General features: G+C 74.4%; 20 protein-coding genes. 7 read left to right on the top strand and 13 right to left on the bottom strand.

Annotation, left to right across the window (positions count from 1 at the left end; translation table 11 throughout):
• Nucleotides 1-13: 13 nt before the first annotated feature.
• Nucleotides 14-607 carry an HD domain-containing protein gene (locus tag A8711_RS15525; protein WP_069088602.1) on the bottom strand — a complete coding sequence of 198 codons (594 nt, stop codon included), beginning with the start codon at nt 605-607 and terminating at the stop codon, nt 14-16.
• 139 nt (nt 608-746) lie between these two features.
• Here A8711_RS15525 and A8711_RS15530 point away from each other — a divergent pair, with 139 nt between their 5' ends.
• The 5 genes from A8711_RS15530 (at nt 747) to A8711_RS15550 (ending at nt 5,200) form a co-directional block, all read left to right on the top strand.
• Nucleotides 747-1,694 carry an LpqB family beta-propeller domain-containing protein gene (locus tag A8711_RS15530; protein WP_069088603.1) on the top strand — a complete coding sequence of 316 codons (948 nt, stop codon included), beginning with the start codon at nt 747-749 and terminating at the stop codon, nt 1,692-1,694.
• A gap of 107 nt (nt 1,695-1,801) precedes the next feature.
• Nucleotides 1,802-2,572, top strand: a complete 771-nt coding sequence (locus tag A8711_RS15535) for a class I SAM-dependent methyltransferase (RefSeq protein WP_064445828.1) — start codon at nt 1,802-1,804, stop codon at nt 2,570-2,572.
• A 55-nt stretch (nt 2,573-2,627) separates the two neighbouring features.
• Complete coding sequence (locus A8711_RS15540) at nt 2,628-3,632, top strand: hypothetical protein (protein ID WP_064445829.1); 1,005 nt, start codon at nt 2,628-2,630, stop codon at nt 3,630-3,632.
• Nucleotides 3,629-4,282, top strand: a complete 654-nt coding sequence (locus tag A8711_RS15545; RefSeq protein WP_069088604.1) for a hypothetical protein — start codon at nt 3,629-3,631, stop codon at nt 4,280-4,282. Before A8711_RS15540 ends, A8711_RS15545 begins: the two co-directional genes overlap by 4 nt.
• 15 nt (nt 4,283-4,297) lie before the next feature.
• On the top strand, nt 4,298-5,200 hold the full coding sequence (locus A8711_RS15550; protein ID WP_064445831.1) for an inositol monophosphatase family protein: 903 nt from the start codon (nt 4,298-4,300) through the stop codon (nt 5,198-5,200).
• Between the two features lie 28 nt (nt 5,201-5,228).
• Here A8711_RS15550 and A8711_RS15555 read toward each other — a convergent pair whose 3' ends face one another.
• Nucleotides 5,229-5,993 (bottom strand): SDR family oxidoreductase, encoded by a 765-nt coding sequence (locus A8711_RS15555; protein WP_069088605.1) that lies wholly within the window; start codon nt 5,991-5,993, stop codon nt 5,229-5,231.
• A 140-nt stretch (nt 5,994-6,133) separates the two neighbouring features.
• Here A8711_RS15555 and sigJ point away from each other — a divergent pair, with 140 nt between their 5' ends.
• A complete protein-coding gene (gene sigJ, locus A8711_RS15560; protein ID WP_069088606.1) occupies nt 6,134-6,994 on the top strand; it encodes an RNA polymerase sigma factor SigJ in 861 nt (286 codons plus the stop codon).
• A 56-nt stretch (nt 6,995-7,050) separates the two neighbouring features.
• Here sigJ and A8711_RS15565 read toward each other — a convergent pair whose 3' ends face one another.
• From A8711_RS15565 to A8711_RS15575, 3 genes are read right to left on the bottom strand one after another with little or no spacing between them, the layout of a single operon-like run.
• Nucleotides 7,051-7,950, bottom strand: coding sequence for a GNAT family N-acetyltransferase (locus A8711_RS15565; protein WP_069088607.1), 900 nt, complete (start codon nt 7,948-7,950; stop codon nt 7,051-7,053).
• A gap of 55 nt (nt 7,951-8,005) precedes the next feature.
• Nucleotides 8,006-8,329: a nuclear transport factor 2 family protein gene (locus tag A8711_RS15570; protein ID WP_043323765.1), complete on the bottom strand. Its 324-nt coding sequence runs from the start codon at nt 8,327-8,329 to the stop codon at nt 8,006-8,008.
• Between the two features lie 10 nt (nt 8,330-8,339).
• A complete protein-coding gene (locus tag A8711_RS15575) occupies nt 8,340-9,572 on the bottom strand; it encodes an SLC13 family permease (protein WP_069088608.1) in 1,233 nt (410 codons plus the stop codon).
• A gap of 108 nt (nt 9,573-9,680) precedes the next feature.
• On the opposite strand from A8711_RS15575, the gene A8711_RS15580 reads away from it, so the two are divergent.
• Nucleotides 9,681-15,446 (top strand): TIR domain-containing protein, encoded by a 5,766-nt coding sequence (locus A8711_RS15580; protein WP_069088609.1) that lies wholly within the window; start codon nt 9,681-9,683, stop codon nt 15,444-15,446.
• A gap of 462 nt (nt 15,447-15,908) precedes the next feature.
• Here the strand turns inward: A8711_RS15580 and A8711_RS15585 are convergent, their stop codons facing one another.
• The 8 genes from A8711_RS15585 to A8711_RS15620 form a co-directional block, all read right to left on the bottom strand.
• Nucleotides 15,909-17,144, bottom strand: a complete 1,236-nt coding sequence (locus tag A8711_RS15585) for a glycoside hydrolase family 16 protein (protein WP_069088610.1) — start codon at nt 17,142-17,144, stop codon at nt 15,909-15,911.
• A 114-nt stretch (nt 17,145-17,258) separates the two neighbouring features.
• Nucleotides 17,259-18,539 (bottom strand): MFS transporter, encoded by a 1,281-nt coding sequence (locus A8711_RS15590; protein WP_069088611.1) that lies wholly within the window; start codon nt 18,537-18,539, stop codon nt 17,259-17,261.
• Nucleotides 18,536-19,111, bottom strand: coding sequence for a helix-turn-helix domain-containing protein (locus A8711_RS15595; RefSeq protein WP_069088612.1), 576 nt, complete (start codon nt 19,109-19,111; stop codon nt 18,536-18,538). The genes A8711_RS15590 and A8711_RS15595 overlap by 4 nt, the downstream gene beginning before the upstream one ends.
• 61 nt (nt 19,112-19,172) lie before the next feature.
• Entirely contained in the window at nt 19,173-19,610 is a 438-nt protein-coding gene (locus A8711_RS15600) for a VOC family protein (protein WP_069088613.1), read from the bottom strand.
• Between the two features lie 109 nt (nt 19,611-19,719).
• Entirely contained in the window at nt 19,720-20,211 is a 492-nt protein-coding gene (smpB, locus tag A8711_RS15605; RefSeq protein ID WP_064445840.1) for an SsrA-binding protein SmpB, read from the bottom strand.
• The gene (locus tag A8711_RS15610; RefSeq protein ID WP_233607917.1) at nt 20,184-20,843 is read right to left on the bottom strand and encodes a lysoplasmalogenase; all 660 of its coding nucleotides are present in this window, start codon (nt 20,841-20,843) and stop codon (nt 20,184-20,186) included. The genes smpB and A8711_RS15610 overlap by 28 nt, the downstream gene beginning before the upstream one ends.
• 11 nt (nt 20,844-20,854) lie before the next feature.
• Nucleotides 20,855-21,682, bottom strand: coding sequence for a sterol desaturase family protein (locus tag A8711_RS15615; RefSeq protein WP_043323784.1), 828 nt, complete (start codon nt 21,680-21,682; stop codon nt 20,855-20,857).
• The gene (locus tag A8711_RS15620) at nt 21,679-22,407 is read right to left on the bottom strand and encodes a FadR/GntR family transcriptional regulator (protein ID WP_043330104.1); all 729 of its coding nucleotides are present in this window, start codon (nt 22,405-22,407) and stop codon (nt 21,679-21,681) included. Before A8711_RS15620 ends, A8711_RS15615 begins: the two co-directional genes overlap by 4 nt.
• Between the last annotated feature and the right edge of the window lie 67 nt (nt 22,408-22,474).

A 22,474-nucleotide genomic window follows, 5' to 3' on the forward strand; every position in this document is an offset into this window, starting at 1 on the left:
CCTCGGTCCGGCGTCAGCCGTACACCGGATGTTCGGCCTGGAACGCCAGCCGGCGGTCCGCGCCGGCGGCCAGCTCGGCGAGCACGTCGTCGAGGTCCAGGAACGTCTGCCAGCGCTCCTGGCCGGTGATGCCGGCGAGCCGGTCGACCACGAGTTGCTCCAGGTCGGCGACCCGGCGGCCCTTCCACACCTTGTCGGCCAGGCTGACCATCAGGTCCTCCAGCTGCACGCCGGGGGAGTGCCAGGCGGCGTGGGTGACGGCGAAGCGGGCCCGCTCCTCCGGCACGCCGAAGCGCAGCAGCAACTGGTAGCCCGCCTCCTCGTGCGCGGACCCCGGGCCGGTCAGCTCGGCCGGATGCTCGACCTTGCCGAGGTCGTGCACCGCGGCGCCGAACAGCACCGCCTGCCTGTCGAACGGCACCGTGGCGAACCGGTCGGCGAACGCGGCGGTCAGGTGCCAGGCGACGTCGTGCACCAGCCGCAGGTGCGCGCCGAGGCGCGGCGGGGCGGCGAGGGCGGCCAGCAGCTCGACCGCCACGCCGGGCAGCGGGAGCAGCGGCGGGTCACCCGGCTCGGTGAGGGCGCGGCGCAGGGCGTCGGAGGTCATCGGGGCGAGCGTACCGGTCCTCGCCGGTCTCACCAGCGGTGATGGACGAGCAGCCGAACGTGAAGCGGCCGCTCGCCCGATTCCCGTCGGTCGATCCACTCGGGAGGGTGGGGGCCACGTCTCTCACGGGGGTTGTCGAATGACAGCGTTGAATCGTCGTGCCCTGCTGCGTACCGCCGCGTTGACCGGGCTGGCCGCCGCGACCGGGCTGGCCGCCACGTCCCACGGCGCGGCCGCCGCCGAGCCGGTCAACGGGCCGTGGCTGGTCAGCGTCGGCTGGGGTGTGCTCCAGGTCGACCCGGGCCGCACCACGCCGCGGGAGCTGCTGCCGAACGGGGACCACGCCAAGACCTCGCCCGACGGCCGGTACGTGGCCTGGGTCAACACGGCCCGCTCCGGCGACGGCACGCTGGAGCCGTTCGTCGCGGTGTACGACCGGACCACCGGCCAGAAGCGCACGCTGCTCGCCGACCCGTTCGGCGTCCGCTACGGCGCGCCGACCTGGTCGCCGGACGGCACCGAGATCGCGCTGGTCACCGGGCAGGACAACGACCGGCTGATCGCCGTCGACGTGGCGACCGGTGCCACCCGGGTGCTGGTCGAGGGGCACGCCATGGCCGACCCGGACTGGTCCCGGGACGGCTCCTCGATCGCCCTGCGGTGGCGCAGCCGTTCCGAGGGGCCGCAGCTGCGCGTGCTGGACCTGGCGACCGGCAGGGCGCGGCCGATCTACACACCGCTGGCCGGCGAGCGGTTCGGCTCGCCGGTCTTCATGCCCGACTCCGGGCGCGTGGTGTTCTGCACCGACCGCTGGTATCCGGACCTGGAGACGCTCAACCAGTCCCTCGCCTCGGTGCGGATCAACGGGACCGGGCTGAAGAAGCTCACCGACGAACCCCGGTTCTACCTGTCCCCGGTGTTCTCCCCGGACGGCCGCTACTGCGCCGCGCTGTCGATCCCGCCGGAGAACGAGTACCCCGACGGCGGCAACATCATCGTGTCCACCAGCGGTTTCGGCGAGCAGTGGTGGATACCCGGCGACGAGTACGACGACAGCACCCGGCTGGACTGGGCGCGGGCGATCTGACGTACCGGGCGCGCGCATCACGGACCGGATGCGCGCCGCCGGGCGTGACCGGTGCGAGGCTTGGAGCGGACGCCGCCGACGGGGCCGGCGTCCGCTCTGGAGGGGTGATGGCCGAGCCGCCGACCGGGACGTCGTCGCACCGCGCGCAGGCGCACGGCCGGCACGCCAACCACCGCCGCTACCACGACGGCGCGGAGGTCGACGGGTACGTCGACGACCCGTACCACAGGGTGCGCCGCGCGGTCGCGGCCCGGCTGGTGACCGAGGGGGTGACCGGCGGCGGGCCGGTGCTGGAACTGGGCTGCGGACCGCGCGGCATGCTCGACCCGGCGGCGCTGCCCGGCCCGCTCGTGCTCGCCGACATGGCCGAGGCGGCGCTGGGCGCGGCGCGCGCGGTGACCGGCGGCCGGGCGCTGCCGGTCTGCCTGGACGCCACCCGCGGGCTGCCGTTCCGCGCCGGCAGCTTCGCCGGGCTGCTCGCCGGGGAGCTGATCGAGCACGTGTACGACCCGCTGGCGCTGCTGCGGGAGTGTCACCGGGTGCTGGCGCCGGACGGGCTGCTGGTGCTCACCACCCCGAACCTGGCGCCGGTGCAGGACCGGCTGGCGTTCCTCGCCGGCCGCGCGCCACGCCAGGTCGACCCGCTGCACCCCTATCTGTGGCTGCACATCCGCCCGTTCACCGCCTCGCTGCTGCGCCGCACGCTGCGCCGGGCCGGGTTCACGCCGGTGGCCCTGCGCTCCAACGAGGTCGGCTGGCGGCTGCCCGGCGGGCGGTGGGTGGCGTCGCGGCGGCTGGCCCGCGCCGCGCCCGGGCTCGGCGGCTCGCTGATCTGCGCCGCCCGCCGGCAGCCGCCGCCGGCCGGAAACAGGGTGTGATGGTGACATTGACAGCGGGCTATCATGGAGGTTCCGTCGTCGACCGGGGGATGTCATGACGCGCCTGCTCGCCTGGGTCGTGACCAACCTCGACGCGTTCATCGGTCTCGTCCTGGCCCTCACGGTCGCCGTGCTCGGCCTGACCAACGACGCGGTCAGCCAGGAGGTCGTCAACAGCGCGATCCTGCTGGTGCTGGGCCTGCTCGCGCAGGCGGTGCTGCGGGACCGGCTGCGCCGGCGCACCACCGAGCGGGAGATCCGCCAGGTCATCGTGGACACCCGCGACCGGCTCACCGAACTGGTGCCGCAGATGCGGGAGATCACCGGCCCGGAGGGCGCGCTGAACCGGGCCCGCGAGGCCATCGACAGCGTCTCCATGGTGCGGGTGCTGCACGGCAGCGAGGTCGGGCAGGCGCTCGCCGAGGCCCGGCGGCACACCGACCAGTGGAGCTTCAAGGGCGGCACCGGCACCTTCCTGCGCGCGGTCACGCTGCCGGACTGCCTGGAACACGCCCGGCGGCGCAACGCCACGCTCACCGTCGCGATCGAGATCATCGACCCGACCGACGAGGAGGTCTGCGAGCGGTACGCGCGGTTCCGGCGCAGCCTCGACCCGGACGCGCCGGGCGAGCCGTGGACCGTCGACCGCACCCGCAAGGAGTCGTACGCGACGGTGCTGGCCGCCTGCTGGCACCTGCAACGCTCCGGCCTGCTCACTGTCGACGTGCGGCTCTCCGCGCAGATGACCACGTTCCGCTACGACCTCTCCTCCTCCTGCGTCGTCGTCACCCAGGAGAACCCGCAGACGCCCGCGCTGCGCATCGACCGCGGCGAGGTCTACTACAACCGTTTCAACATCGAGCTGGACTACAGCCGCCGGCAGAGCCGGCGCGTGCCGATCGAGGCGGCGGCCCAGGTCAAGCTCGACGACGAGCCGTCGGTCGAGCAGGTACGGCGGTTGTTCACCGCCCTCGGCCTGACGCTGCCCCGGTCCTTCGGCGACCGCGAGGTCGCCGACATCATCGGCAAGGCCGTCCAGGCGAGGAACCCCTACTCATGACCAGTTACGCCGACCTCGAACGGGAGATCGACCGGGGCACCCGGCCGGAGCTCCTACGCGGCTGGGCGCTGGACGTGCTCGACGACGTCGCCGAGGGGCGGCGGTCGCTGCGCGCGGTCCGGCACCCGCTCGGCTTCACCTGCCTGCCGGTGGAACGCGACGGCCCGGACGGCGTCTGCGTGCACGCCTGGCCCGCCGACCCGCCGCCGGTGCGCCCGACCACCTCCACCATGCACTCGCACAGCTGGGACCTGCTCAGCCACGTGCTGCACGGCACCGTGCGCAACGAGCTGATCGAGGTCGACGACGCGCCGGCCGACCCGGCCTGGCGGGTCTACGAGGTGCGCAGCCTCGGCGAGGTGGACGAGATGGCCGCCACCGACCGGCTGGTCACCGCGATGACCGCCACCGTGGAGACGCACTCGGCCGGCGACTCGTACGCGCTGCGCGCCGGCGGCTTCCACACCTCGGAGGTCGACGCCGGTGAGCCGGCGGTGACAGTGGCGCTCGGCCGGACCACTCCCGGCGCGTGCGACCTCAGCCTCGGCGCGGTGGACGGGCGCAGCCACCGGGTACGCCGGGACCGCTGCGACGCGGCGGAGACCGCGCGGATGGCGCGGCAGATCGCGCGACTGGTGGCACGGGGCTGACTGGCTGGAGGAGCCATGGACGTGGAGCCGAGCAGAGGCGGGCCCGACCTGCGCGAGGCGCACCGGTTCGCGGTGGAGGCCGCCCAGGCGGCGGGCCGGCTGCTGCGCCGGGGCACCCGGGGGGAGGTGCGCGCCCGGGCCAAGAACGACACCGGCGACCTCGTCACCGACCTCGACCTGGCCGCCGAGCGGCTGATCGTCGACCGGATCCGGGCCCGCTGGCCGGAGCACGGCGTGATCGCCGAGGAGGGCGGCGAGTACGCCCCGGACACCGCCTTCGCCTGGCTGGTCGACCCGCTCGACGGCACCAACAACGTGGCGATCGGACTGCCCGCGTACGTGGTCGGGATCGCCCTGTGCGACAACGGCTCGCCGGTGCTCGGCGTGGTCCACGACCCGGTCGCCGGCCGTACCTGGTCGGCGGTGCGCGGCCGGGGCGCGTTCGTGCACCCCTCCGGCCCGGCCGCCCGTCCGCTGCGCGCCGCGCACCGGCCGGTGCCGGCCGCGCCGGTGCTGGCCTGGACCCAGGGGCACGAGGTACGCCGGGACGACAGCACCGCCCGGGCGCTGAAGGTGGTGCTCGACACCACCGCGCGGCGGGTGCTGCAACTGTGGGCGCCGCTGCTGTCCTGGGTGATGCTGGCCCGCGGCGACATCGACGGCATCGTCGGCTACCGCCCCGAGGCGGTCGATCTGCCCGCCGGGATGCTGCTGGCCGCCGAGGCCGGCATGGCGGTACGCGCGCTCGACGGCGGCACGTTCGACGACCGGTACGGCTGCCCGGCGGACCGGCGCAGTTTCGTGGCCGGGCCGCCGGAGACCATCGACCGGCTGGTCAAGCTGGTCACCGCGGCACAGTGGATCGAGCCGCAGGTGCGCCGCCTCACCCCGGTCAGTCTCGGCTCGGTCGGCTGGTGAGACGCGATCCGCTGCAGACGAACCTGCGCTACCCCGGCCTTCGGTCGGCCAGGAAGTCGGTCCAGGTCCGCACGCCCCTCGCCGCACCGGGCCGGGCGAGGTTCGCGCCGTCCCGGTACGCCCGGCCCGCCCGCCCGGGGATGCGGACTGGCAGGCGTGCCCGGCGCTTCCCGGTGGCCGCCAGGTAGCCGGTCAGCAGCTCGCCGATGCCGTGGGTGTCCGGCCCGGCCAGGTCCGGCACCAGCCCGGCCGGTGCGCCCAGCGTCAGCTCGGCCAGCCGCGCCGCCACCTCGGCGGCGTCGACCGGCTCCAGCCGCAGCCCGCCCGGCACCGGTGCCACCGGCAGCCGGGTCATCGCCGTCAGCATGGTCAGCACCAGGTCGTGCACCTGCGCGGCGCGCAGCACCGTCCACGGGACGCCGGAGTCCGTCACCGCGCGCTCGGCGTCGAGCTTGGACCGGATCCAGGCCAGCGGCACCCGGTCGGCGCCGGTCACGGAGATCTGCACCAGGTGCGCCACACCGGCCCGGTGCGCGGCGCGGGCCAGGTGGGCGGTGGCGCGGTCGTCGCCCTTCGCGCCGCCGGCCAGGTGCAGCACCGTGGACACCCCGCGCAGCGCGGGGCCGAGGTCGGCGCCGGTGAGCAGGTCGGCGGTCACGTGGGTGACGCCGTCGCCGGACCGTCCGCCGCGTCGGCTGAGCACCCGCACCGGATGCCCGGCGGCGCGCAGCAGCGGTACGACGTGCCGGCCGATCGTGCCGGTGCCGCCGGTGACCAGGATCTGTGGGTTCATCGTCTTTCCCTCCGTCGCCTGTGCTGCCACGTCGACCCGCGCCGACCCGTCGACGTGACAGGTGTGACGGTGGTCACCTCCGGTCACCTCGGCCGGTTGTGGCGGGTCGGGACGACGTGCGGGAGAGGGAGGCTCAGGTGATGGACCACGGGCTGGCGGAGCGGTTCGAGCGGGAGCGGCCGCGTCTGCGCGCTGTCGCGTACCGGCTGCTCGGCTCGCTCACCGACGCCGAGGACGCGGTGCAGGAGACCTGGCTGCGGCTGGCCCGTACCGACCCGGCCTCCGTGGACAACCTGGATGCCTGGCTCACCACAGTGGTCGCCCGGGTCAGCCTCAACGCGCTGCGGTCCCGCGCCGCCCGCCGGGAGGACCCCCTCGACGTACGCCTGCCCGACCCGGTGGTGGACGCCGACGACCCGGCGCATGCCGCGGTGCTCGCCGACTCGGTGGGGCTGGCGTTGCTCGTGGTGCTGGACACGCTGAGCCCGGCCGAGCGGCTCGCGTTCGTGCTGCACGACATGTTCGGGGTGCCGTTCGACGAGATCGGTCCGCTCGTCGACCGCTCACCGGCGGCGGCCCGGCAGCTCGCCAGCCGGGCCCGCCGCCGGGTACGCGGACAGGCGCCCACCCCCGATCCCGACCTCACCCGGCAGCGGGCGGTGGTCGACGCCTTCCTCGCCGCCGCCCGCGACGGCGACCTCGACGCGCTGATCGCGGTGCTGCACCCGGACGTGGTGCTGCGCTCCGACGCGGGGACCGCCCGCGCCCGCCACACGGTCGTGCTCACCGGCGCGACGACGGTGGCCGCGCAGGCCACCACGTTCGGGCGGCTGTTCCCGCACACCCGGCCGGTGCTGGTCAACGGCGCCGCCGGGGTGCTGGTGAGCGCCGGGGACCGCCCGCTGTCGGTGATGGCGTTCACCGTCACCGGCGGACGGATCGCCGCCGTGGACGTGATCGCCGATCCGCGCCGGCTGGCCGCGCTCGGCCTCACCGGCTGACCCGGAGCCCGCTCGGTCGGCCGGGACCAGGTCGGCTCGGTCGGGACCAGGTCGGCTCAGTCGACCAGGGCCAGGTTGGCCATGTCGACCACCGGCCGGAAACCGAGGCCGGCGTAGAGCCGGTTCGACACCGGGTTGGCCTGGTCGGTGAACAGGCACACCCGCGCGCCCTCGGCCGTGAGCAGCCGGCTGACCTCGGCGACCGCGTTGCCGGCCCAGCCGCGTCCGCGCTGCTCGGGTGGCGTGTAGACCGGACCGACCCGGGCCACGCCGAACGACGGCGGGTTGGCGGCGGTCAGGTGCACCGGAGCGCCCGACCCGTCGGTCCAGAACCAGACCCGGCCGTCCCGGATGCGGCGCAGCAGATCGGCGCGGTCGGGCGTCTCGTGGGCGCTCGTGCCGCGCGGGCGGCCCGCCTGCTCGTCGGCGTCGGCCATGAACGCGGCGAACCACGCGGCGACCAGGTCGACCTCGTCGGCGGTGGCCGTCCGCAACGCGCCCGGCGCCGGCGCGGGCGGCCTGAGATGGTCGAGCACGTGCAGCCGGGTGTGCTGGGCGACAGCGACCCGGCCGCCGTCGAGCCGGGCGACCTCCTCGGCGCAGGCGCGCGCGGCGGGCAGCGCGCCGTTCACCGCGCGGACCCGCTCGCCGCGCCGGTGCCACGCGCGGGCCAGCGCCTCGGCGGCCTCCGGCGGCATCGGCAGCAGGAACGCCGGTCGCGGCGGGAACGGCGCGGTACGCATCGCGGCGCCCACCACCGCCCCGGAGGCGTCCCGCACCACCAGCCACCAGTCGTCCTCGGGCAGCGCCACGCCCTCGGCGCGGCGGGCCGCCATCCGGCGCGTGACGCTGGCGACGACGGTGCTCACCACCGGGTCGGCGGCCAGGTACGCCCCGGCGGCGGCGAGGAACTCCTCCGGGTCGGCGTAGAAGCGCAGGGTGGGATCGGCGGTCATGCGGGCACGGTAGCCACTGCCCGCGGCCGGGCCGTAGCGGTTTTCCCGCCCCGGCTCAGGGTGCGATGCGCAGTCGCCGGATGCGGGTGTCGTCGTACTCCTCGAACCGGAACCGCAGCCCGGCGAACGGGCTGCCGGGGAAGTCACCGCTGATCGTGGCGGTCACGACCGTCCCGGCGGGTGTCTGCTCGACGTCGGTGATCTCGTACGACACCAGCGGCGTGCCGTCGCGCCAGGCGCGGATCTCCCCGATCCCGCGGTGGGTGCGGCCCTCGTCCTCGACCACCGCGTCGTCGGCGAACAACGCGAGCCAGGGCTCCTTGTCGGCCTGGCCGGCGAGCGCGAAGTAGCGGCGGACGATCTCGGGCGGGTTGCTCATGGACGCGATGCTAGGTGCCGGGACCGACAAGAAGCGCCGTGACGGTGGCGGCGGTGGCCAGCACGGCGAGCGCGGCGCTGGTGGCCACGAACCGGCCCAGCGGCACGGCCACCCCGGCGGCCCGGCAGCGCTCGTACCAGATCAGTGTCGCCAGCGACGCCCACGGCGTGGCCAGCGGACCCACGTTCGTGCCGATCAGCAGCGCCAGCAACTGGGTGTGCCGGTCGGCCGCGATCACCGCCTCGCCGGCCAGGTACGCGGGCAGGTTGTTCACCGCGTTGCTGAACAGCGCGCCGACCGCGCCCGCCCGCAGCGCGCCCTCAGCGCCCGGGTCGGTGCCGATGAGCGTGCCCATCACGGAGTCCAGGCCGTACCGGCCGATGGTCTGCACCACCAGGAACAGCCCGGTCACGAACACCAGCAGCCGCCACGGCACCAGCGCGAGCCGCAACCGGTGCCGGGCCCGTACCGCGAAGCCGGCGACCAGGATCGCGGCGGCCACCCCGGAGGCGACGCCGATCTCCACCCCGGCGAGGATTCCCGCGACGAACAGCAGGCAGGCGGCGAGCGCGGTGCGGTAGAGCACCCGGTCCGGCGGCACGTACGGCGGCGGCGGGTCGAACGGGTCGGCCCCGGCGCGCGCCGGACGCCAGTACCACCACCACAGCAGCAGCGCGGTGACCGCCACGGCGACCAGTTGCGGCCACCACATCCGGGCCGCCCACGGCACCGGGTCCAGGTCGACCCGGTCGCTGGCCAGGATGTTCGTCAGGTTGGACACCGGCAGCAGCAGGCTGGCCGTGTTCGCCAGCCACACGGTGGTCATGGCCAGCGGTGTCGGCGGCACGTTCAGCGCCCGGGCCAGCGCGATCATCACCGGCGTGAGCAGCACCGCCGTGGTGTCCAGGTTGAGCGCGATGGTGGTCACCGAGGCGAAGCCGACGCAGAGCCAGAACAGGGCCCGGAAACTGCCCCGCGCGGTCACCGCCACCCGGGTCGCGAGCGCGTCGAACACCCCGGCCACAGCGGTCAGCTCGGCCAGCACCACCACCGTGCCGAGGAAGATCAGGATCGGGATGATCCGCCGCATCGTGCCCTCGGCGTCGGCGCGCGGCAGCAGCCCGGTGAGCACGCACACCAGCCCGACCGCGGCCAGGCCGATCGCGATCCAGTCCAGCACGTGCAGGCGGCCCCAGCGGGAACGGTCGGGCACGGCGTTCGGCGGATCGCCGGGGGTCTCCACGAGTGATGATCCTCGCACATGCGGGCGTGGCGGCAGGAGCCCGACGCGGGCCCGATCCGGGCTGCCGAGGGTGTCGATCTGTTGACCGTCGGTGGCCATAATGACCACGTGGCTGTAGGCGCGCACCCCACCCGGTCCGACCGCCCCATCGACTTCTTCATCAGTTACTCACCGGCCGACGAGCGCTGGGCGACGTGGCTGGCGTGGGAGTTCGAGGCGGCCGGCTACCGCACACTGTTGCAGGCGTGGGACTTCGTCGCCGGCACCAACTTCATCGACTTCATGGACCGTGGCGTCCGCGAGGCCGAGGTCGTGGTGGCGGTGCTGTCCGAACGCTACCTGCACTCCACGTACGGCAAGCTGGAGTGGCAGGCCGCGCTGCGCGCCGACCCCGACGGCACCGGAAACAAGCTCGTCACGGTACGCGTCGAGGACTGCCCGATCGACGGGCTGCTCGCCACCATCACCTATGTGGACCTGGTCGGTGTGGACGACCCGGCGCAGGCCCGCAACCGGGTGCTCGACCGCATCCGGGAGGCGCTCGACGGCCGGGCCAAACCGATGCGGCAGCCGGCGTTCCCGCACCACCCGGCCGACCCGCACGGGGTGCTCGCCGCGCCCGCCGCCGGAGCGCCCGCGCCGCGCCGCGCCCGGCGTACCCCGATCAACCCGCCGCCGTTCCCGCCGGCCGCGGTGGCGCCGCCGACCGCCCGGGACACCGTCACCGTGCTCCAGGTCGCCGGGCCGCGCTTCGGCCGGGGCGTGATCACCCCCGGCGCGCCGGTCACCCCCGGCGAGGTGCAGGAACACCTGATGGGTGACCTCACGCTGCTGATGAACGACGGCGTGCCCCGGCCGGACCTGCTCGTCGTCGCCGGCAACCTGACCGAGTCGGGCAGCCCGCGCGAGTTCTCCGACGCGCTGAGCTTCCTCACCGGCCTGCGGGTGCTGCTCGGGCTGGAGCCGCACCGCCTGATCGTGGTGCCCGGCCCGCGCGACGTGACGATGGCCGCCTGCCGCGCGTACTTCGCGACCTGCGAGGCCGACGACGTCGACCCGCAGCCGCCGTTCTGGCCGAAGTGGCGGCACTACGCGCGCCTGTTCGACGACCTCTACCAGGGCCTCGAGGACCGGATCTTCGACAGCGAGCAGCCCTGGACGCTGTTCCCCGTCCCGGACCTGCGGGTGGTGGTGGCCGGGCTGAACTCCACCATCGCCATCACCCACCGCGAGGAGGACCGGTACGGCTTCCTCGGCGAGGCGCAGTCCAGCTGGTTCGCCCAGCGGCTGCGCCACTACCAGCAGTCCGGCTGGCTGCGGCTGGGCGCGATGGCGCACGCGCCGGGGCCGCGCAGCCCGTACGCCGACGAGGTGCCCCCGGACCCGGTGTCGCTGCGCGACCGCGGCGCGGTCAACCGGCTGGTCGGCCCGATGCTCAACCTGCTGCTCTCCGACGCCGCGCCGTCGGCCCGGGTCGACCCGGTGGTGCCGCTGGCCGCCGCGCCCCGCGACGGCCGGGCGCAGGTGCTGCGGCTCGGCGGCGACGGGATGACCCGCTGGGTGCTCGGCCGCGACGACCGCCTCGACTCCGGGGCGCTGACGGCGGTGAACTGGCCGCACGCCGAGGCGACGTTCGGCGCGGCCGGCCCGGCCCAGGTGCCCGACCCGCGCCGCCCGGTCGCAGTCGAGGGGGCCACCCAGGGCGTGGCGGTCACCGCCGCCCCGGTGCAGCGCCTGCTGGACCGGCTCGCCGAGGTCTGCGAGGCCCGCTACGACCGGGTGGTGGTACGCCGCGTCGACACCGACCCGCCGCACCTCTACATCAGCTACCGCGCCGACGGCGTGGTCCGCCAGCAGCGCGTCGGCGCGCACGTGGGCACCCCCACCGCCGCCGACGTGGACGTCTTCGCCCGCCGGGTGCACGCCACCGACCCGGACATCGCCTCCGAACTGGTCTACGACGGTGACCGGGTGCCGCGCGGGCTGGCCGAGGAGGCGCAGCGCCGGGGCGTGCGCGTACTGCACCTGACCGAGTTCCAGGGCCTGCTCGACCTGCGCGACTACGTCGCGGCGCAGACCGCGCGGCTGCAGGCCGACCGGCTCTACCCGCCCGGGCAGTACGTGCCGCAGCGCTACCGTCACCTCGTCGGCGCCGACCAGCGCGTCCGCGACGACGTGGTGGACGAGCTGCTGGAGACCGTCTCCGCCCCGGACGGCCGGTTCGTGCTGGTGCTCGGCGACTTCGGCCGGGGCAAGACGTTCGCGCTGCGCGAGGTGGCCCGGCGGCTGCCCACCGCAGCCCCCGACCTGATCCCGATCCTGGTCGAGCTGCGCGCGCTCGACAAGGCACACTCCGTGGACGGCCTGGTCGCCGCGCACCTCGCGAATCACGGCGAGCAGGTGATCGACCTCAAGGCGTTCCGCTACATGCTGCGCCAGGGCCGCATCGTGCTGCTGTTCGACGGGTTCGACGAGCTGGTCGCCCGGGTCACGTACGACCGGGCGGCCGACCACCTGGAGACGCTGCTGCAGGCCGCCGAGGGCAACGCGAAGATCGTGGTGAGCAGCCGGACCCAGCACTTCAAGACCAACTCGCAGGTGCTGACCGCGCTCGGCGAACGGGTCGGCCTGCTGCCGCACCGGCGCGTGCTCGCCGTGGAGGACTTCACCCCCGGGCAGATCGAGGCGTTCCTGCGCAACCGGTACGGCGGCGACGAGCGGGCCGCCCGCGAGCGGATGGACCTGCTGGCCGGCGTGAAGGACCTGCTCGGGCTCTCCCGCAACCCGCGCATGCTCGGCTTCATCGCCAACCTGGACGAGGGGCGCCTCGCCGCGGTCGCCGGCGCGGGTGGCACGTTCAGCGCCGCCGCGCTGTACCGGGAGATCCTGGAGTCCTGGCTGGACTTCGAGGAGCGCCGCACCCAGGGCATCCCCGGCGCGCCGGTGAGCCTGCGCCGCCCCGAGCTGTGGCAGGCGGTGAGCCGGCTGGCGTTCCAGCTCTGGGAGAGCGGCGAGGCGTACCTGCGCCTGGCCGAGCTGGCCGAGTCCACCGGCCAGCTCGCCGGGCGCGCCGACTCGCGGCTGTCCGGCCCGCAGGCGGCGCACGCGGTCGGCGCGGGCAGCCTGCTCGTCCGCACCGACGACGGACTGTTCGGGTTCATCCACACCTCGGTCATGGAATGGCTAGTCGCCGAGGGCGTCGCCGAGCAGATCAACCGGGGCGAGGAACCGGCCGCGCTGGCGGTGCGGTCGCTGTCCGCGCTCGCCGTCGAGTTCCTCGGCGACCTCGCCGACCCGGCCCGCTGCACCGCCTGGACCGCTCGGGTGCTCGGCGACGAGTCGGCGGGGGAGACGCTGCGCGCCAACGCGCTGCGGCTGTCCGCCCGGCTGCGCCTGCCCGACCGGGCCGACCTGCGCGGCGCGGTGCTGCGCGGCGAGGACCTGTCGCACCGCGAACTCGCCGGCGCCGACCTCACCGGCGCCGACCTGACCGACGCGCGGCTGGTCGCCACGAACCTGACCGAGGCGCGGCTGGAACACGCCCGGCTGCGCGGCGCCCGCCTGGACCAGGCCCGCCTCGCCGGGGCGGACCTGCGCGACGCGGAGCTGGCCGGGGCGCGGCTGTTCCGTACCGACCTGCGCGGCGCGCGCGTGGGCGGCAGCAGCTGGCACCGCACCGCGCTGATCGACGTCAGCGCCGACGCGGCGATGCTGCGCGCCCCGGAGCTGCGCGGCGCCGTCGTCGCGCCGGGCCGGCCGGTCGCGCCGGGCCTGGCCCCGCCCGCGGTGGGCGTCGCCTACGGCTTCGAGGTGGGCCGGCTGCCGGTGCCGGCGGCGTACAGCCCGGACGGCGCGGTGCTCGCGGTCGGCAGCGACGACGGCGGTGTGCTGCTCTGCGACACCGCCACCGGGCTGCCGGTACGCACGCTCCAGGGACACCGCTCCCGGGTGTACGCGGTCCGCTACGACGCCGCCTCCCACCAGCTCGTCACCGGCGCGGCCGACCTCACCGTACGGCTGTGGGACGCCGACCACGGCGACGTGCGGCACGTCATCGAGGACGTCTTCACCGGCTGGGTGTGGCCGCTGCTGACCGACGGCCGCCGCGGCCGGCTGGTGGTGGGCGACGCGGCCGGCGTGGTGCGGCTGTACGACACGCGCACCGCCCGGCTGCGCCACGAGTGGCCCGGCCACGCCGCGCCGATCTGGGGCACCTCGTTCAGCCCCGACGGCCGGCGGGTCGTGGTGGCCGACAGCGGCGGCACGGTACGCGGCTGGGACATCCCCACCGGCCGGCTGGCGTTCGAGGTGCGCGAGCCGGAAGTCGTCTACCGGCTGGCGCACACGCCGGACGGGCGGCTGCTGGCCGCGGTCGGGCAGCACGGCCGGGTCTGGGTCCGCCGGGCCGCCGACGGCGAGCTGCTGCGCTCGCCGCGCGGCCACGAGGCCGACGTGTACGCCCTCGACATCCACCCCGACGGCACGCTGATGGCCACCGGCGACACGCACGGCGCGCTGCGGCTGTGGGAGACCGAGACCGGCCGGCCGGTACGGGTGCTCGGGCGGCAGCGGGGCGCGATCTACAGCGTCCGGTTCAACGGCGACGGCAGCCTGCTCGCCACCGCCGCCAGCGACGGCGCGATCCAGCTCTGGGACACCGACGACGGGCAGGTCCGGCACGAGCTGACCCGGCACCGCGGCTCGGTCTGGCCGGTGGTCTGGCGGCCGGACCAGAACCAGGTGGCCACCAGCAGCAACGACGGCACCACCCGGCTGTGGGACGTACGCACCGGGCAGCTCCAGCACACGTTGCGCGGGCACGGCCGGCGGGTCACCGCGCTGTCCTTCCGCGACGACGGGGAAGTGCTCGCCGCCTGCGGCAACGACGGCGTGATCCGGCTCTGGGAACCGCGTACCGGCCGCCTGCTGCGCCAGCTCGCCAGCCCCGCCGACCGGCTGCTGTCCGTGGTGTTCTGCCCCGAGGAGCCGCTGGTCGCCTCGCCCAGCGGCGACGGCGGCGTGCACCTGTGGAACACCGACACCGGAGCCGACGAGCGCGAACTCAACGTGGACACCGACCACGTCTGGGCGGTCGCGTTCAGCCCCGACGGCGACGCGCTCGCCACCGCCAACGACGACGACACGGTACGCCTGTGGTACCGCCGCACCGGCCGGCACTTCGCCACGCTCACCCCGCACCGGGGCCGGGTACGCACCGTCGCGTTCAGCCCCGACGGCGAGACCATCGCCACCGGCTGCGACGACCAGACGGTACGGCTGTGGGACGCCGCCACCGCCACCTGCCGGATGACGCTGGAACACCACACCGACCGGGTCTACTCGGTCGGCTTCAACAGCGAGGGCACGCTGCTGGCCAGCGCCGGCAACGACGGCACGGCCGTGGTCTGGGACGTGCAGACCGGCCAGCCGCGTGTCGTGCTCACCGAACACGACGGCCGCCTCTGGTCGTGCGCGTTCAGCCCGGACGGCAACCTGCTCGCCACCGCCGGCGACGACCTGGTGATCCGGCTGTGGGACCCGGTCACCGGCCGGCTGCACGGCACGCTGGCGGCACACACCCGGCGGGTCTGGTCGGTGCACTTCAGCCCGGACAGCAGCCTGCTCGCCAGCGCCGGTGACGACGGCACGGTACGCCTGTGGGACGTGGCCGACCCGGAGCACGCCCAGCTGCGGACCACGCTGATCGGGCTGCCGGACGGATGGGCGGCGGTGAGCCCGGACGGCCGGTACAAGCTGGACGGTGACCCGGGCGGCCAGTTCTGGCACGTCATCGGCACGTGCCGGTTCGAGGTGGGCGAGCTGGATCCTTACCTGACCCAGGTCCGCCGACTACCCGTGGACGCCCCCTTCTGACCCCCGCGAATCTCCCCGTGCTCTCCGCGGTGATCAAGGAGTTTGTGTCCCGATCCGCGCCCGATCCGGACACAAACTCCTTGATCACCGCCGTGGGCGCTGCCGGGAGGTGCTCGTTCCGCCGGGCCGCCGTGGGCGCCTCGTCCGAGGGCGGTCCGGAGATCTTGGTAGGAAAGGGTCCCTATGGGGGCCCTTTCCTACCAAGATCTACTGCAGTTCCGGGATGTGGTCCGCGAATCCTGGAATCCGGACACGCGTGGCTGGTGCGGGTGGCCGGGCAGGGGGCGGGTGGGCCGGCCGCACCCCATGCCCGCGATCTTGCACTTTGTGCCCGGGCGAACGGGACATTCGGGGCGCGACTCGGGCCGAAAGTGCAAGATCGCGGGTGCGGGTGCGGGTGACGCCGGGGCGGGTGAGGGCGGGGCGGGCGGATGCGCCGCCCGCCCCGGGCCGGGACGCCGGTCAGCGGCGCCACTTCTGGTTGGCGGCGCCGGTGCAGTCCCAGATCTGCAGCCGGGTGCCGTCGGCCGAGCTGGGACCGGTGGCGTCCAGGCACTTGTTGGCCTGGGGATTCACGATGTCGCCGGCCGCGCTGAACACCCACTTCTGCGCGCCGGTGCCGTTGCAGTCGTAGAGCTGCACCTTGGCGCCGCTCGCCGTGGACCCGGCGGCCACGTCGAGGCACTTGCCGAGCGCGCGTACCGAGCCGTCGGTGTTCCAGCTCCAGCGCTGGGCGGCGGTGCCGTTGCACGTCCAGAGCTGCACCGGGGTGCCGTTCGCGGTGCCGGCGCTGGCCACGTCGACACACTTGTTGCCGTACCCGGTGATCTGGCCGCCGGTGCCCCCGCCGCCGTTGTCCCAGGCCTGGACCCGGACGTAGTCGATGGTCATGGTCTGCGGGAACGTGGTGCTGCCGTCCGGCGAGCCGGGCCAGTTGCCGCCGACCGCCACGTTCATGATCATGAAGAACGGGTGGTCGAAGACCCACCGGTTGCCGCCGATGTCGGCGGGCGTCTTGCGGGAGTACGCCACGCCGTCGAGGTACCAGGTGATCGAGTCCGGCGCCCAGTCCACGGCGAACGTGTGGAAGGCGTCGGCGAGCGCCTGACCGCCGGGTAGCGACGTGGATGCGCCGACGCCGCTGCCGCCGGAGTAGCCGGGACCGTGCAGCGTGCCCCAGACGGTCGACGGCGCGTACCCGACGTTCTCCATGATGTCGATCTCGCCGCTGCCGGGCCACGGGTTCGTGCCGATGTCGTTGCCGAGCATCCAGAACGCCGGCCACAGGCCCTGTCCACGCGGGACCTTGATGCGCGCCTCGAACCGCCCGTACGCTTGGGCGAACGTGCCGTTGGTGAGCAGCCGGGCCGAGGTGTACTGGCAGCTTCCGTACCAGCAGTTGTAGCCGGACGGGTTCTCCCGGCGGGCGGTGATGACCAGGTTGCCGTTGCCGTCGAGCGCGGCGTTGCGGGTGCTGTTGGTGTAGTACTGCAACTCGTTGTTGCCCCAGCCGCCGCCACCGAGGTCGTAGCGCCACTTGCTCGCGTCGGGCGCGGCGCCGGCGGGGCCGTTGAAGTCGTCGGACCAGGTGACCGCGCCGGGGGCGGCGATCGCGGGGGAGTGGGGGACGACGGTGAGGGCGGTGGTGAGGCCGACCGCTGTCACCGCCAGGGCGGCGAGGGTACGGATGGTGCGCACGGGGCGCCTCCTGCGGGGATGGTGGCTGTTCCCGTCACGGCGGCCGGCCCCGCCCAACGGTAAACAAACCATACAAATAGACTTCGATGAAGGTATGAACGAAGTCGGTCGATGTCAAGAGAGCGTTTCCCGCCTGCGCTCCGAGGCGGGCTCGGGCTCGCGCTGCCGCACCACTGTGGGCCGGCGCATGTCCCGCCACGGCCCGCCCAGCAGCGGCGTCAGCACCACCAGCAGGTAGCAGGCGCCCATCACGACCAGTGTGGACGCCGGGCCGAACCGGTCCGCGGCGAATCCCGCGCCGACCGCGCCGGCCGGCATGGCCGCCCACGCGCCCGCGCCGATCACGCCGTACACCCGGGCCCGCATGGCCGGCGGCACCCGCTCCAACTGGACCGCGCCCATCAGCGGGTTGAGCGCGCCGGCGGCGAGCCCGGCCATCGCCACCACGGCGGCCACCACCGGCAGCGGCGGCGCGGCGGCGAGCGCCCACAGCGGTGGGGCGCCGCACAGCGCGTACGCGGTGACGAATGTGGCCCGGCGGGGCAGGCGGTGCCCGATCGCGCTGAACACCAGCGAGCCGACCAGCGCCCCACCACCCATGACGCCCACCAGCAGGCCGAACGCGGCCGGCCCGCCGAGTTCCCGTTCGGCGACCACCGGCAGCAGCACCTGGCTCTTGGCCGCGTCGAACAGGTTCGTCACCAGCACCAGCAGGACCATGGCGCGCAGCAGCGGCTCGCGGACCAGGAAGCGCAGCCCGGCGGCGAACTGCCGCCAGTAGCCGCCGGCCTCCGGCTCGCTCCCGTCGTCGGACGGCCGCAGGCCACGCGGCACCAGCAGTGTCACCACGAGCGCCGACACGGCGAACGTCACCGCGTCCAGCGCCAGCACCGGCACCGCCCCGAACACGCCGACCAGCAGGCCGGCCAGGGGTGCGCCGATCATCCGGGCGCCGCGCGAGGTCGCGTCCTCCCACCCGGCCGCCCGCTCGATCGGCACCCCGGCCGCCGCCGCGGCCTCCGGCAGCAGCGCGGTGCGCGCGGTCTGCCCCGGCGTGTCGAGCAGTCCGCTGACGAAGACCAGGGCCAGCAGCGCCGGGAACGGCAGGCCGACGGTGGAGTGCAACAGGGGTACGGCGGCGATCGTCACGCCGGAGACCACGTCGGCGAGCACGCTGGAGCGCCGGTAGCCGATCCGGTCGACGAGCACGCCGCCGAACGCGCCGCCGAGCACCACCGGCGCGGTGGCGAACGCGCCGGCCAGCCCGGTGGCGCCCGGCGAGCCGGTTTCGGCCAGCACGTAGAGCGGCAGCGCGATGAGCGTGAGCACGTTGCCGGTCAGCGAGACGGCGTGCCCGATCAGCAGTCCGGCCAGCGGCCGGCGGTCGCGGGTCACCGCGGCCCCCGGTACGCCTGCCAGATGAGCGTGACCATCTCCGCGCCGGGCCGGCCGGCGGCGCCGCGTTCCCGCCAGCGCCGGCCCAGCTCGGACAGTTCGTCCCGCAGCTCCACCAGCTCGTCGGGGGTCAGGTGCAGCACCGTGTCGCTGCTCGTGGTGCCGCGGACCCAGGCCGGGTCGAGGTCGGCCTCCGATTCCAGGTACGCCTGGTAGCGGGCCACGTAGCGCTGCATGGCGGCCTGGCGCAGCAGGTTGCCGGCGAGCCGGCGCTCGGGGTCGTCGAGCAGTTCGAGGGGATCCCAGTCGGTGGTGGCGTGCGCGGCCCGCCACCACCGTTCGCGCCGGTCCCGGGCCAGTTCGGGGGCCTCGGCCACGAAGCCGTGCTCGGCCAGCTTGCCGACGTGGTAGCTGACCGACCCGACCGCCTCCCCGGTCCGCTCGCTCAGCATGCCTACGGTCTGCGGGCCGCGCAGGCGAAGCTCGCCGAGCAGCCGCAGCCGGGTGGGGTGGGCCAGCGCCCGCATGGCGCGCGGGTCGCTGAGGCGCCGGTTGCCGGTTCCGTCGGTCATGCCGCCAGGCTAGACCGACAAGAAGTAATGTACAAGGAGTCTTGTCGAATCTCCTCGGGTCTCAGTCGAGGCAGAACTCGTTGCCCTCCGGATCGGTCATCAGCACGTGCCCCGCCTCCAGCGGGGGAGCGGGCTCGAAGCGCCCGACGCGCGTCGCGCCCAGCGGGACGAGCAGGTCGGCCGCCGCCTCCAGCGCCGCCATCCGGGCCTCGCCGGTCAGGCCGGGCGCGGCCCGGACGTCCAGATGCACCCGGTTCTTGACCCGCTTGGACTCCGGCACCCGCTGGAAGAACAGTCGCGGACCGGCCCCCTCCGGGTCGACCACTGCCGAGGCGTCGTTGTGCCGCTCCGGCGGAACGCCCATCGCGGTCAGCGCCTGCTCCCACGAGTCGAAGCCCTCCGGCGGGCCCTGGACCCGGTAGCCGAGGACCTCGGCCCAGAACGCCGCCAGCTTCGCCGGGTCGGCGCAGTCGATGGTGATTTGCACGTCGCGGGCCATCTCGGCTCACCTTCCGTCGGTCCCGCCGGCGAACCGGCGGCACGTGTGATCGGTCGCCGTCCAGCCTGCCGGAGCCAGCGGACAGCGACTGTCCTCAACACGGGACGGATCAGGTTCGGCGGCCGGTGGCGCGGCCCTTGAGCCGGCGACCCAACTCCCGGGCGATCTCCTTCTTCGCGTCCCGCTCGGCCAGCGCCTGACGCTTGTCGTACGACCGGCGGCCCCGGGCCAGGCCCAGCTCCACCTTGGCCCAGCCGTCGGCGAAGTACATCGACAGCGGCACCAGCGTGACGCCGCCGTCGCGCAGCTTCTCCAGGATGCGGGCGATCTCCACCCGGTGCAGCAGCAGCTTGCGGGTGCGCCGGGGCGCGTGGTTGGTCCAGGTGCCGAAGCCGTACTCGGCGATGTGCAGGCCGTACAGCATGATCTCGCCGTCGCGCTCCTGGGCGAACGCGTCGACAAGCGACACCCGCCCCTCGCGCAGCGACTTGACCTCGGTGCCGGCCAGCACGATGCCCGCCTCGTACGTCTTGAGGATGTCGTAGTCGTGCCGCGCCTTCTTGTTCGAGGCGATCAGCTTGCGCCCGTTCTCCCTGGCCACGCGAGCAGGGTACCCGCGGGCGGCGACTCCGGGCCGGTCGCCGGGCGGGTCGCGGCCACCCAGCCGGTGGTGATCAGCAGCAGCGCCGCGCAGTAGGTGGTCATCACCAGCAGGCCCCGCCCGGGCAGCTCGATCCCGGCCGCGCCCACGCCGATGAGCAGGTCGGAGACGAGGAAGAACGCGCCGCCGGCGGCGACAGGCGCGGACACCCCGGCCGCGGCGGCGGCCATCAGGCACAGCGCCAGGCTGTAGCCGAGCACCGGCAGCCGCAGCGGCCCGAGCATGCCCCACAGCAGCGCGTTCGCCCCGGCCCAGGCGAGCAGGTAGCCGGCCCACGCCACGACCGGCGCGCGCCGGTGCCGGACGAAGGCGGTGATGAACGCGATCTGGGTGACCAGGAAGAAGCCCATGCCGGCCAGGAACGCGGTGTCACCCTCCAGGAGCAGGGCGACGTCGCCCGCGGTGGCGGCGACCAGGCCGACCGCCACCGCGTCCACCCGGCGGCGGCGCGCCCAGAGGTACGCCAGCAGCACCGGCGCGAGCAGCGGCTTGGCCAGCCACTGGAGCACCGTCGAGTCGAGCGCGACCCCGACCAGTTCGACGGCGGCGACCAGCCCGAACAGGAGCAGCATCCAGGAGCGCCTCATCGGGCCGGCTGCCAGCCCGGGCGGCCGAACAGGTAGCCGAGTCGGTGCCGCCAGCAGTCGGCCCGGCGTACGTCGGACCAGATCGCGGCGAACTCGTGGGTGGCCACCCGCAGCGGGTTGTAGGTGCCGATGTTCTTGGTGAGGCCGTAGCGCGCGGAGGCCCGCTCGGGCTCGAACGTGCCGAACAGCCGGTCCCAGATGATCAGGATGCCGCCGTAGTTGCGGTCCAGGTACTCGGTGTTGGAGCCGTGGTGCACCCGGTGGTGCGACGGCGTGTTGAAGATCCACTCGATCGGCCGGGGCAGCACCCTGATCCGTTCGGTGTGCAGGAAGAACTGGTAGAGCAGGCTGACCGACTGCTGCAGGAAGATCATCCACGGCGGGATGCCGAGCAGGGCCAGCGCGAGCCAGAACGGCAGCGAGGTCATCGGCGTCCAGCTCTGCCGCAACGCGGTCGAGAAGTTGTAGTAGACGCTGGAGTGGTGGACCACGTGGCTGGCCCAGAGCACGCGCACCTCGTGGTGCGAGCGGTGGAACCAGTAGTAGGCCAGGTCGTCGGCGAAGAACAGGATCACCCAGGTCCACCAGTCGCCGGGGGACAACTGCACCGGCGCCACGGTCCACAGCGCCGCGAACAGGCCGACGGTGAGCAGCTTCCACGGGAAGCCGATGATCTGGCTGCCCAGCCCCATGGACAGGCTGGTGGTGGTGTCGCGCAGCTCGTAGCCGCGCTCGTCGTCGTCGGGCAGGAAGCGGTAGGAGACCGCCTCGATCACGATCAGGAGCAGGAACGCCGGGACGGCGTACAGCACGGCGGGGATCATGCGCGCGCTTCCCTTCCGGGGGTGGTGGTGGGGGTGGGGGTGACCGGCGCGGTCAGCAGCTCCCGGGCGTGCCGGGCGGCCGCCGCGCCCTGACCGGAGGCGATCGAGGTGGCGAGACGGCGGTGCCCGGCGACGTCGAGCAGTTCGGCCGCGCGGGCGTCCGGGGGGACGTCACCGACCGCGAACGTGCCGGCCACCAGGCTGTTGAAGGCGAGCTGGTAGGCGGTGTTGCCGCTGCCGCGTACGACCAGCCGCCAGATGGCGATGTTCGCCTCGTTCATCAGGTCCAGGTCGGGGGCCAGGTCGCCGTACTCCTCGGCGGCCCGGACCACGGCGGCGACGACGGCCGCGTCGCCGCGCTCGGCGCACAGCCGGGCCGCGTCGATCCCGACGCACGCCCGCATCTCCAGCATGTCGCGCACCAGCGTCTCGACCGGGAGTACGTCACCGGAGCGGGCCAGTGACAGCGCCAGGTCCAGCCCGGCGTGCACCCGCCAGTCCAGCACCCGGGTCGCGCCGCCCTGGCTGACCCGGACCAGGCCGAGCTGCTGCAGGCGGCGCAGCGCCTCCCGGACCGCGTGCCGGTTGACCGCGAACGCGCCGGCCAGCTCGCGCTCGCCGGGCAGCGTCTCGTCCGGCGCGTACCGGCCGGAGACGATCGCGTCGCGCAGCCGGCCGAAGACGTGGTCGGAGACCGAGACGCGGGGCGCGGGATCGAAGGTCATGCGCAGCAGTGTGGCCCCGTACACATCAACCCGTCAACTGGTTGTACCAGTCGAATTCCGGGGCGGC

This window comes from Micromonospora sp. II (genome assembly GCF_001709195.1).
Taxonomy (GTDB): Bacteria; Actinomycetota; Actinomycetes; order Mycobacteriales; family Micromonosporaceae; genus Micromonospora; species Micromonospora chalcea.